Source organism: Nostoc sp., from assembly GCF_036917975.1.
Classification (GTDB): domain Bacteria; phylum Cyanobacteriota; class Cyanobacteriia; order Cyanobacteriales; family Nostocaceae; genus Nostoc.
Genome location: NZ_JBALEJ010000027.1, coordinates 15,904 through 28,356, shown reverse-complemented (window position 1 = coordinate 28,356; position 12,453 = coordinate 15,904). Strand labels below are relative to the sequence as shown.

6 protein-coding genes and 2 pseudogenes are annotated in these 12,453 nt (G+C 43.7%); 5 read left to right on the top strand and 3 right to left on the bottom strand.

Annotated elements, in window-relative coordinates; all coding sequences use genetic code 11:
- Positions 1-91 precede the first annotated feature (91 nt).
- Positions 92-1,891: an iron uptake porin gene (locus V7K76_RS12940; protein ID WP_334776278.1), complete on the bottom strand. Its 1,800-nt coding sequence runs from the start codon at positions 1,889-1,891 to the stop codon at positions 92-94.
- A 1,367-nt stretch (positions 1,892-3,258) separates the two neighbouring features.
- Between V7K76_RS12940 and V7K76_RS12935 the strand changes: the two are divergent.
- Positions 3,259-4,365 (top strand): annotated as a pseudogene (locus V7K76_RS12935) (iron uptake porin); the annotation flags it as partial.
- 197 nt (positions 4,366-4,562) lie between these two features.
- Positions 4,563-5,378: pseudogene (locus tag V7K76_RS12930) on the top strand (carbohydrate porin); the annotation flags it as partial.
- 696 nt (positions 5,379-6,074) lie between these two features.
- On the opposite strand, the gene V7K76_RS12925 reads toward V7K76_RS12930, so the two are convergent.
- On the bottom strand, positions 6,075-7,844 hold the full coding sequence (locus tag V7K76_RS12925; protein WP_334776280.1) for an iron uptake porin: 1,770 nt from the start codon (positions 7,842-7,844) through the stop codon (positions 6,075-6,077).
- Positions 7,845-8,801: 957 nt separating this feature from the next.
- Here V7K76_RS12925 and V7K76_RS12920 point away from each other — a divergent pair.
- From V7K76_RS12920 to V7K76_RS12910, 3 genes are all read left to right on the top strand, one after another.
- Complete coding sequence (locus tag V7K76_RS12920; RefSeq protein WP_334776281.1) at positions 8,802-10,445, top strand: FAD-binding protein; 1,644 nt, start codon at positions 8,802-8,804, stop codon at positions 10,443-10,445.
- Positions 10,442-10,771 carry a 4Fe-4S binding protein gene (locus V7K76_RS12915; RefSeq protein ID WP_334698234.1) on the top strand — a complete coding sequence of 110 codons (330 nt, stop codon included), beginning with the start codon at positions 10,442-10,444 and terminating at the stop codon, positions 10,769-10,771. The genes V7K76_RS12920 and V7K76_RS12915 overlap by 4 nt, the downstream gene beginning before the upstream one ends.
- A gap of 234 nt (positions 10,772-11,005) precedes the next feature.
- Positions 11,006-12,064: an ABC transporter substrate-binding protein gene (locus tag V7K76_RS12910; protein ID WP_334776282.1), complete on the top strand. Its 1,059-nt coding sequence runs from the start codon at positions 11,006-11,008 to the stop codon at positions 12,062-12,064.
- On the opposite strand, the gene V7K76_RS12905 is transcribed toward V7K76_RS12910, so the two are convergent.
- Positions 12,051-12,410 carry a hypothetical protein gene (locus V7K76_RS12905; protein WP_334776283.1) on the bottom strand — a complete coding sequence of 120 codons (360 nt, stop codon included), beginning with the start codon at positions 12,408-12,410 and terminating at the stop codon, positions 12,051-12,053. The two genes, V7K76_RS12910 and V7K76_RS12905, sit on opposite strands and share 14 nt — an antisense overlap.
- Between the last annotated feature and the right edge of the window lie 43 nt (positions 12,411-12,453).

Here is a 12,453-nt window from a genome sequence, read left to right as displayed (position 1 = left end):
AAAAATGACTAAAGCGGCGGGGCGGCAATACTCTTCACCCACTCAAGGGATGGAGTTTCCCGCCGCTTTCAATGAATTTTTCTCTCGTTGGTTAAAACCTGAAGGTAGTGCGGAGCCAAACAACTACACTATCAGGATTACTAGCATTAAAGTCAGGTGCAGTAATCCAGATGACACCGGGCGTAATTGCAATATTGTCATTGACTTGATATTGATAAAAGCCCTCAATGTGTAAGGAAGTATCTTTGTCTGCGACACCATTGCCATTACCTAAATTCACATTCGGACTCAGACTAGTTAACTTTGGCTCCATCCCCACAAAAATACCTCCCAAACTACCTTTTTGGAATAAATCGGGAAATGATAGTCCAGCACCCCAGTCCCAGGCTTCTGCATCACCGTTCCCCAAGTAACGGTGCGCGGAATAACCGACCCATCCATTTATTGCCAGAGATGGAGTAATCCGATAAAACGCTTCTGCACCATATAGATTCGCTAAAGTTCCGGCTCCAGCCACGGTGCTGTTTGCTAAGTTACTGCCGATAACTGGGCCAAAGTTGGTGCCACTCAGACCTGTAGTGTTTGGTGGACTATAAGTATTGGCGTAAGTCAAAGCCAGTCGGAAATTACTCTTGGGGCTGCTGTATAGTAATTGTCCTAGAGCTACATACCTGCCATCAAATAAGCCATTATTAGCCGTCGGATTGTTACCGTTAATCGAGGTGTACTCCAACCCTAATTCCAGCTGTTTACCAAAGTTATGGAGGATGGCGATACCGGCTCCGGTATCTCCATAGTCATAGACCATATTTCGCCGCGAATATCGTGAGATCCCATTAGCTGCTGACCCTTCAAAATATGGGTTGATGGTTCCACTCAAACCTAGTTCAAAGGCTCCATCAGACTGAGCAAAAACGTTAATTGCAGTATCACTACCAAGTAAATAACGATAGCGGACGCCACTAACATAAAGTTGATTGTTGGGGAATGATGGACTGGCATTATCAGAAGTTTTGCCATCACTGGTTCCAAGTAATCCACTTCTTGTTCCCCCTAAAGAGGTAATATTTCCTGCCCCCAAGGTTACTCGCAGTTGATCTGTACCGTTGAAACTGGTGTTTAACTTTAAAGTAACCGCGTCCTGAAATGTGAAGTTGTGAGGTGCGGGTTGCTTGGTGACGACGTTATTGCCTGCCACAACACCTCCAATCACAGTCTCAACTTGACCAACGAGTTTGGTTGTGGTGGAAAACTGCTGTGCTTGAAGAGTTGCTGTTCGTGTCTCCAAGGAATCCACCCTCCCCCGCAGTTGGGCTAGTTCTGGCGCAAATTGATTTTGGAGTTTTTGTAATGTTTCTAAATCTTCTTTTCGGACTAGATCGCTAGTTCCCGCACTCACCAGTTCATTGATTCGAGCTAGGGCTGCATTTAATCCGGCTGCAAACTCGTAACGAGTCATTGCCCGATTCCCCTGAAAGGTTTGGTTGGGGTAGCCTGCAATCACCCCATACCGTTCCACTAAAGATTGCAAGGCTTGAAATGCCCAATCGGTAGGTTTGATATCTGATAACTGCGAAACAGAAGTTACCTGCTCCATTGCTGGATTGCTGACTGTGCGATCGCTACTCTTACGAGTAGGTGATCCTTTCGGTGCTGGTGAGAGTAGTTGGGAAACAGGTGTAACTTGCTCAACTACAGTATTGTTGCGATCGGCATAAAATACAGGCAACTGCATAGAAGCAGGAACAACGTTACTATTACTCACGCGAGATGCAGTAGATGCAGGTATATTAGCCTGACTTTTTGCCGGATTTATAACTAAGAGAATTGAGATATCTAGCAAAAAAAGTAAGCAGAATGCAAATCTAGAATCCCAGCGAACAATTGACATGACTCCTCAACCTTAAAAGCGAAAGAACTGACTAGAAATTGAACACAGAAAGCAGCAGAAATATTTATTACAATAGTTCTGATAAAATTCCAGAGGATATTAATAGCAAGGATTTTAGTGGCTAAATATCTGAAATATCAGGTTATCAAACCAACAATACATTGATATAATCCATAAAATCGTATCAACTCTGATTTCTCAACTCATTCAAGAATACTTGAAACATCTTGTTTATTAGCCCTTCGGGGCGGGAGTAGGGAGTAGGGGAAAAAAAATTAGCCCTCGATTTAGGTTTAAACCCTCGCCCGCAAGTGGCGCGTTCGCGCTAGCGTATCGTCAGAGATAAAATCCTTGTATCGCATATTGGTTGAAACTTGCACTCAAATAACTAGAAATACTATTAACATTTATTTAAATACAGTAGACACATCGATTTACAGTATTTTATGCAAATTTATCTTTGCATAGAGATTTGTAAAATGCAAGTATCGCGACTCTAGTAGTTCACTAACCCAAAATTGCTGGGTTGAGGATGGTAGAGGGGAAAGAACTTATCATATAAGTCTCTCCTCTGCTGCCCAAGCGCTCACCAGATGAATCATACTGCTTTTCCCTCCACGCTCATAGGCTTTTAAGGGGGGAACCGAAATCAAAGTCCCCCTTTCTAAAGGGAGCCAGTGCGGTCTTCTCCCAAGGGGAGACGCCAAGGGCGATGGGGTTTCCCCCATCGCCCTTGGCGTGGATTTAGGGGGATGTAAAATATTTTGCTACCAAGAAAAGGACTTTTCAAACATCCTCTAAGGTTTGTACTGGGTCTTGCATTGTACCAGGCTATATGCAAAGATAATTCTACTAAAGTACGGCAAATCGATAGAAATACCGTATTTGACTAAGAATTGATGCTGTCAAAATATAGCTGATTACAAATTAGTGTTGATTGGCAAATAATCACTTGCATCTAAATCAAGCTTTAGTCAATGTCAGTAGCCATTGATTAATTTTGTAAAGTATAACCAAAAAAACGGCATCAGGATGTCTCAGAAGTATGAGTTTACATAGTGTGTGGTTGAGTTTCCCTTAAAAATAGAGAAGTCTTTGCTAAGGCAGTGATTGTCTCATCTAAGACGTTTTTAGTATTCTTTCAAGCGTCAGAATTGCTAGTTGACTGCAAGTTTTGGATTGGACATTCAACTGTTTAGTACTGGCTTCAATATTTCTCAGAAATTTGTAGTTTTCTCAGCAGTAAAACCTTTACTAAGTCTATGCTCTAACAGTTTATCAGAAACATTAGAGCAAGGATTTATCATGGTTTTTTGTCAAATTGAGAGCTAGTTTATTCATCTTTAAGGTTGAGGAGTTAAGGATTCATGTCTAATTTTCGCTGGAATTATAGATCCATCGTGTTTCTGCTTTTGTTGCTAGATATTCTCGCTATCCTGGTTTTTTATCCAGCGAAAAGCCAGGCTGAAGTACCTAAATCAGATGTATCGACTACTGAAGTAGAAAAGAACAAAGCTCCAGAAGCAGTTGTCAATCAAACAGTAGACACTTCAATTGCACCACCAACAAACAAAAAAGCTCCAAATGATCTTCGAGATCGAGTTACACCTGTCTCGCAATTATTGCAAGCTGCACCGCCAACTAACAAGAAAGCTCCAAATAATTCTGCAGGACAAGTGACATCTGTCTCGCAGCTGTCAGATATTAAGCCTACAGATTGGGCATTTCAAGCATTACAGTCTCTAGTTGAGCGCTACGGTGTAATTGCCGGATATACAGATGGTACATTTAGAGGCGATCGCTCCCTAACGCGCTATGAGTTTGCAGCTGGGTTGAATGCAGCATTAGATCGCCTCAATGAACTAATAGCAACTTCAACGACAGATTTAGTCAAACGCGAAGACTTGGATACCATCAAAAAACTACAAGAACAATTTTCTCCAGAACTCGCTCAACTTCGGGGACGCGTAGATAGCTTGGAAACGCGAACTGCGAAGTTAGAATCAACTCAGTTTACAACTACAACTAAACTTGTAGGTCGGGCTCAGATTGTTGTTGGCTCAGTTTTTGCGGGTAATAACGTCTTCACCAAGACACCAGCAGCTCACAATGTCACACTTCAAGGCTCAACTTCTTTACGGTTAAACACCAGTTTTACCGGTACAGATTCACTAGGTATAACACTGGGAGGCGGAAATATTGAATCAATAGGACAAACAAGAGCCGGATTATTAGGAACTTATGAGGGGAGAACTGCTGATAACTCCAGTATTACTTTTGCACGCAACACTATTACTCTCGGTGGTGTCCGCTATCGGTTTCTACCTTATCCAAATACCCAAGTCAATATTTATGCCTTGTCTGATGGAGCTAGTGAGATCGGCCTTTCTGGCCCCATTAACCCATATTTTGAATCGTCTTCTGCAACCGGTGCTAATGGGATTTCCCGATTTTCACGACGGTCTTTGGTCTATAACGAATGGCACTAAGAAAAGCCCAAAAGCTTGTGTAGCCTCGTTCCCAGCCTCCAGGCTGGGAACGTATTCCGAGAGGCTCCGCCTCTGGTCAAGAAAGAGGAGGCAGAGCCTCCCAGAATGGGTTCCTAGCCTCCAGGCTAGGAACCAGTCATGGTAAGGGCTGTATCTTAACTTAGTGCCATTCGGTCTATAACTATGGAGATAGCGGCCCCGGTATTGCCATACTCCAGGGATTAGGGAAACAGGTTCAATTCGGAATAGCGTACAGCGCACCAAATGGTAATAATCCTACAGCTAATAATGGCTTATTTAAAGGCAGGTATTTAGCTTTAGCACAGTTAATATACTACTCTTATGATCGGAATTTTCGGGTGGCTGCAACTTACGTTAATACCTATAGCCTAATGGCACTAAGAAAAGCCCAAAGGCTTGTGTCACCTCGTTCCCAGATGGAGGCTGGGAAGCAGTCAGAGCAAGGGCTGTATCTTTTCTTAGTGCCATTCACCTATAGCCCAGCAAATACCATCGGTTTTAGTGGAACAAATTTTGGCCCAGCAGTTGGGAGTAATCTGGTAAACAGCACGGTACCTGGAGCCGGAACTGTAGGCAATCTTTATGGTCTACAGGCGTTCTATCAAGTTAGTCCCAAGTTGGCAATCAATGGATGGGTAAGTTATGCAGCACATCGCTATTTGGGATACGGAGATGGTAATGCTATGGATTGGGCAGTAGGGCTGGCATTCCCAGATCTTTTTAGTCGAGGCGCTTTAGGAGGGTTTTTAGTTGGTATGGAGCCGAAAATCACCAGGCTCAGTCCAAATGTAAATTTGGGAGCAGGTGCGGGACAAGCGGACAAAGATACTTCCCTACACGTTGAGGCATTCTATCAATATAAAATCGGAGATAATATTGAGATGACGCCTGGCTTGATCTGGATTACTGCACCGGACTCTGATAGCAGCAATCCTGATAGTTTATTTGCTTGGTTTCGTACAGTCTTTAGGTTTTAACGTTTCGCGGAAGTCCCCAGGCTCAATGTATTCATAGCCTATCCCAAAAGTTTTGAGAGGTTAGTGGTATTCAGATCCCCGACTTCTTGAAGAAGTCGGGGATCTAGGAACCAAACAAAGTCCAAGATCGAATGGCACTAAGAAAAGCCCAAAAGCCTGTGTAGCCTCGTTCCCAGCCTGGAGGCTTGTGAATGTATTCCGAGAGGCTCCGCCTCTGGTCAAGAAAGAGGAGGCGGAGCCTCCCAGAATGGGTTCCCAGCCTGGAGGCTAGGAACCAGTCAGCGCAAGGGCTGTATCTTAACTTAGTGGCATTCGTCCAAGATCGAATGGCATCAAGAAAAGCCGAAAGTCTTGTGTCACCTCGTTCCCAGTCTGAAGACTAGGAACTTATTCCCACAGGCTTTGCCTCTGGCTGAGTTCACTGGAGGCGGAGCCTCCCAAAATCGGTTCCCAGCCTCCAGGCTGGGAACCATTCAGTCCAAGGGCTGTGTGTTAACTTAGTGCCATTCGGAAAGAAACCCAACATATTTCAAGGTCTGTTGGGTTTCACTTGCCTACGGGTTTTACTCACCACTCAGGACTGTTTCGGTGAGTCTGCATAGAGAAAACTCTGAGTGCCAGAAGCCAGTACTCAGAATTTGGGAGTGGATTTAGTTGATAAATTGGGTTTTTATAGGTACAGAAAAAGTCTAGCATTTAGAAATTAAATGTACTACGTATAGCACCTACCCAAATTGGATCGTTGCCAGAATCTCCTTGGGGGTTGAGAATTACAAACACAGTTGGAGTAATACTAATGTTGTCATTCACCCGATAAGTATAAAAACCTTCTAAATGCAAGGAAGTATCTTTGTTAACGCGAGCTGTAACATCATTGCTAGTGACTTTCGGGGGTACACCAAAGACTAACCCACCTAGATTCGCTTTTTTAAATAGGTCTGGAAAAGCCAAGGTAAGCGCACCATTAATTATGGTTGCATCGTTAGTAGTACCTTCTTGATGAGCAAGAGTATAACCAAACCAACCACCTACATTAACTACACTACTGGCTTTCCAGTTGACCTGCAATCCAAAGTTATCGGATGAAGTGGGATTGGCCGCAAAAGGAAGAATAGCGAAACTAGTACCTGTACCACCAGTGATGTTATAACCAGATCCAAAAGCAGCAGTTGAGCCAGTACCAACGGGGACAGGGGCAGGAAAGTATTTGCGGGCGTAGGCAAAACTAATATCTAGACTGCGACTGGGTGTAAAGGTTAGTTGACCAAGTGCCTCATAGGAGTTACCAAAGAGTCCTCCTTTATTGGTTGCATTGCCTCCAGGGTTATTAGCTAGTCCGTCATCTACTACATAACCTGCGTTGAGTTGGAATTGATTATTAAATTTATGGGCAAAAGCTAGACCGGCACCGTCAAAGCCAGGTCGGTAAATTACAGGGTTGAAAAGCGCAAATCTAGAGAGAGTACCAGTTTGGGCATTACCGATCAAGGGATTTAGTGTCGGGGTAAAAACCGCCGGTGCCAGTGCCCTTGGGCCTATCCAAACAGTGGTTTTAGCTCCAAGTGGGAAGCGGTAGAATAATCTGTCAAGGTAAACAGAACCATCTGTATAAAAAGTATTTCTTTCAACATTAAACCGGGTCTGTGAAGTTCCTGTCAGAGGTGTTGTTCCTCCAGGAAAAACTGCGCCTGACAAAACTGGAACGTTAACTGCTGTTAAACTAGTGGTCAACTGGTCTTTACCAGTAAAGCTAGTTTGCAGGGCAAGTGTAGCACGGTAGCTAAAAAAGACGTTGGTGTTATTCCTGTTACTATTGACACCATGACCAAAAGTATCACCGATAAAGAATTGTGCAAGACCTTGCAGTTTGGTAGTTGTAGAAAACTGAGTTGCTTCTAACTTAGCAGTACGTGTTTCTAAGGCATCTACCCGTCCCCGCAATGTGGTGAGTTCGGCGGCAAACTGTTCTTGCAGTTTTTGCAGAGTAGCTAAGTCTTCCTTTCGTACTAAATCTCCGGTGCTAGTAGCAATCAGTTCGTTGAGGCGATCGAGGGCTGCATTCAAGCCTGCGGCAAATTCATAACGAGTCAGCGCCCGATTACCTTTAAATGTGCCATCTGGATATCCTGCAATCACTCCGTAGCGTTCAACTAAAGACTGCAATGCTTGAAAGGCCCAATCTGTAGGTTGAACATCAGAGAGTTGTGAAACAGATGTAACTTGCTCTGTGCGATCGCTAGAAACACCTAAAACTGGCAATTTTACTGTGTCACCCAATGGTTCTGCATTCGATGAAGTCTTCTGAGTAATGCCGGTTGGGGTAATCTCTGATGTTACTTGCTGTGTCGGCTGTGCTGTCTTTTCTACTTCAGCTGCATTTGTTGCTGAACACAGGACTACAAGTCCAACAAGTCCACCAAACAAAGCTGGAATCACTAGCAAATAATTCCACAAAACTTTAGACATGGGTTGTTTGTTCCTCACACAATATCAACTAAATTCCGCTGCTCAATCTTTTTCGGTAGCTACAAGACCTTGTGGAAGAGCGAACATCCGTATATATAATTCCTGACAATTCAGGTCATCTGGAAAACCTCTCTTCTATTTCTGTCTCCTAAAAGGAGAGAGACTTTGAATTTTCCCCCTTCCCGACACGGGAAGGGGGTTAGGGGGTTAGGTTTTTGGTGGACTTTTCCACATAACGTGAAAAGTCAGATATATAATTCTTGGAATTTCTTCGGTTTACAAGTAGGGACGTACATTTGTACGCCCCTACGACCGATTCATTTGTTGCAAAAATTTAGCGCTGAAACACTAAAAACCCAGTTGGGCGTAACCAACTAGAGAGACGCGATAAATCGCCGTCTCTACAAGAGATTTAGCCATCAATTATTTATTGACTGAGTAATAGCTAGGGTTTCAGAATTTATAAACTTTAGACGCTAAACAGCTTATTAGCTTTTAGCTACTTTCACTAAGCTCAAATTCTGAAAAACATTGGTAGGTAGATACTTGGAGCCGGAATAGGATTCCTGGCTCTTGTTTGGAAAAATTTATTAAACAACGGTAAGTCTATCGAAATTAAGTACTTTCTGTACTAACATTGGATATTTGCACAAAAGACTATAAAAAGCAAGCCCCTTGAGATAGATAATAAAATTTATTTTACATAACTTTATATTTAAAGTTGTTTGTTAAAATGCTTGCTTTTTGTCGAAAACTATGAAAAGCTTTGTTATGTTAGAAACTACGGTTTATCGATCAAGATAAAGTAGTTATAATGCTAATCTAGTGACAACTTGTCTTTAAGTGTCCATAATCTCAGGCTGCTAGCTAGATTTCTAAGTATATTTAATTTATTTTGCAGCATCGATGGGGTGAAGACTTGATGCTTAAGACTTTATCGATGGGGGGAAATGGTAAATGATCAAGACGTTAACAACTGATTTGGAACTCGACTTAGAAGCAGATGTGCTTGTGATTGGAGGTGGCCCATCTGGGACTTGGGCGGCATGGAGTGCTGCATCAAGTGGAGCTAGGGTAATCCTCGTAGATAAAGGATATTGTGGCACAACTGGATGCGCTGCTGCATCTGGAAATGGTGTCTGGTATGTGCCACCCGATCCAGAAGCACGGGAAACAGCCAAGGCGAGTCGAGAATCCTTGGGTGGGTTTTTAGCCGATCGCAATTGGATGGATCGGGTACTGAATCAGACTTATGTAAACGTCAATCAGTTAGCAGAGTGGGGTTATCCCTTCCCTACGGACGATGAAGGCAAACCCTATCGGCGATCGCTGCAAGGGCCAGAATATATGCGGCTGATGCGGCGGCAAATTCAACGCGCTGGAGTCAAGATTTTAGACAACAGCCCCGCCTTAGAACTCCTGGTAGATGAGGATGGTGCTGTTGCTGGTGCAACAGGTGTGAACCGTCAGACTGGTGAGAAATGGGCGGTGCGATCGCCAGCCACGATCATTGCGACAGGTGGCTGTGCGTTTCTCAGTAAAGCGTTAGGATGCAACGTCCTGACAGGGGATGGTTATCTGATGGCGGCAGAAGCAGGAGCCGAGATGTCGGGTATGGAATTTTCCAACGCTTACGGCATCTCCCCCGCCTTTTCTTCAGTCACCAAAACCCTGTTTTATAATTGGGCAACTTTTACCTACGAAGACGGTACTGTAATTCCGGGTGCAAGTTCTCATAGACGGTCAGTAATTGCTGAAACCTTACTAAAACAGCCAGTTTACGCCATCATAGACAAAGCGGCGGAATCAATGCGGGCATCTATGCGTTTAGCACAGCCCAACTTCTTTTTACCCTTTGACCGTGCAGGTATTGATCCATTTACCCAACGTTTCCCTGTGACTCTGCGTTTAGAGGGAACTGTGCGCGGAACGGGGGGAATTCGGATTGTTGATGAGAGTTGTGCTAGTTCTGTACGGGGACTCTACGCGGCTGGAGATGCCGCTACACGCGAACTAATTTGTGGCGGATTTACTGGCGGTGGTAGTCATAATGCGGCTTGGGCAATATCTTCTGGTTATTGGTCAGGGAAATCGGCTGCTGAATATACCCGTAGTTTAGGGGAAAATAAAACTCAACGAGAAGTTAAGGGAGTTGGAGAAGTAGTATTACATAGTGGGAGCGATCGCACCTTAGCGACTGATGAAATTATTCAGGCAGTCCAAGCTGAAGTATTCCCCTATGAAAAGAACTATTTCCGTACAGAACAAGGCTTAACCGAGTCTTTGGGTAGATTAAATCATCTTTGGCAAGAACTCCGCAGTAGCCAGGTAACATCAGAGAAAGAGCTTCCCAGGGCGCGAGAAGCTGCGGCAATGGTAGCCACAGCACGGTGGATGTACAGCAGTGCCATTGAACGTAAAGAAACTCGTGGGATGCACAGACATCTAGACTATCCAGAACAAGATGCTAACCAGCAACATTACCTGATAAGTGGCGGATTAGATCAAGTCTGGGTGAAGAGTCAGCCTTTACTGAATGCAGAAAATATTTTCCAATCCAAAATCGAAAATCCAAAATCTAAAATAGGGGTGGCAGTGTGATTGAGTTGGTCAGCGAGTCGCGGTGCATAGAATGTAATATCTGCGTGAACATTTGTCCAACTAACGTGTTTGACAGAGTGCCAGATGCACCGCCAACCATTGCCCGACAGAGTGACTGTCAAACCTGTTATATGTGCGAATTGTATTGTCCAGTTGATGCCCTTTATGTTGCACCAGAAAGCGATATGAAAACTTCAGTCAACGAGGCAGAATTAATAGAAATTGGGTTATTGGGTAGTTATCGTGAAAACGTTGGTTGGGGACATAAACGCACCTCAACAGCAAAAGCTGATGAAACATTCCAAATTTTGAAGCAGATGAAATAGTAACGCAATGTGCAACTTATCCTTAGAACCCCACTTCCATTCCTCTCCCCCACAGGGCTACGGTGTACACACAAGTTAAATTACCCCCCTTAATCCCCCCTTATAAAGCGGGGAAACAAGAAATCCAGTTCCCTCCCCTTTATCAGGGGAGGGTTAGGGTGGGGTAAAACGGGGTTGGGGGTTAGGTCTCTTGAGAAAGTTGCACACGGCTATAGTACAGCGGAGAAAAAAGTGATGCTGTCGTTTCCAATAGGAACAGATTCTATCAGTAAAAATAAATTTACTTCCAAATTATCAACCTCGATGGCTTGTGTCCTGCTGCTACTAACTACAGGATGTAGCCAAGGGGAAACTAAATCTGCTCAATCTGTTGAGGTTATTAATACCAAAAGTGCTAGCACTGTAGCTGCATCTAATAGCGTTTCTACCCTGCGTATAGGTTATGTAGGTACTTCAGAACCTACAGGGCCACTTGGTTGGGCAAAGAAAAAAAGAATTTTAGATCGTGAGTTGCAACAAGCAGGATTTAAAAACATTACTTTTGCAAGATTTCCTAACGGGCCGGATCTAAATGAGGCGCTGGTAGCAGGACAATTAGATGTTGGCTCTTTAGGCGATACACCAGCCATAGTTTTGAGAGCGAGGGGTCAGCAAACACGACTGCTAAGGATTACTCAGTTTAATACAACCGCCTGGTTAGTGGCGAAAAAGAATGGCCCGCGATCGCTTGCTGAACTTAAGGGTCAAAAAATAGCTACCCAAAAAGGCTCTTATATGCATCGATACCTACTGGGACTATTAGCTGAAGGTAAAATTGCCAAGGATGTAAAAATTGTCCACTTAATGACTACTGAGGCAAAAGCAGTTTTAGAACGTGGTGATGTCGCAGCTTATGCAACCTCAAGCGAACTAGGGCCTTTTCTGAAATCACAAGGGTTTCCAGTGATTGATTCTTCGGCTAATCATCAGGGTTTGTCAGGGACATCATTAGTTGTTGCAACCGAAAGCTTTCTGGCAAAACAACCTGATTTCCCCCAGAAATTTAATGGAATCCTGACAGAAGCAGCCAAGGATTTAAAAGCTAATTCTGAAGAATACTATCAGTACCACGCCCAAATTACTAAATATCCCATCGATATCATCAAAGTATCGTTGCCACTCAAACAGATATCAGAAGAAGCATTACCAGCCGAGGGCGTGAAACTTTTAGAAGGGACAAAGAATTTTTTAGTTTCGCAGGGTTTAGCAAAGTCAAACTTTCAATTAACAGATTGGGCTATTAAAGAAAAATAAAGAGTGGGAGAGATGAGGAGGCAGAAATCAGTAACTTTTCTGAGCAAGAAAAACAAATTTTTGTAATTAAGTCTTTTAAAGATGCAACTCCCAAGCTAAAAGGTGCAACTCCCAGGCTAAAAGGTGCAACTCCCAGGCTAAAAGGTGCAACTCCCAGGCTAAAAGGTGCAACTTCCAAGCTAAAAGGTGCAACTCCCAGGCTAAAAGGTGCAACTCCCAGGCTAAAAGGTGCAACTTTCAAGTTAAAAGGTGCAACTTCCAAGTTAAAAGGTGCAACTTCCAAGTTAAAAGGTGCAACTCCCAGGCTCAAAGGCTCAACTTTCAGGCTCAAAGGCTCAACTGTCATATTTCAAAAGCTTTTTGCTTCCCTCCTGGCTTTTGCCTTTTGA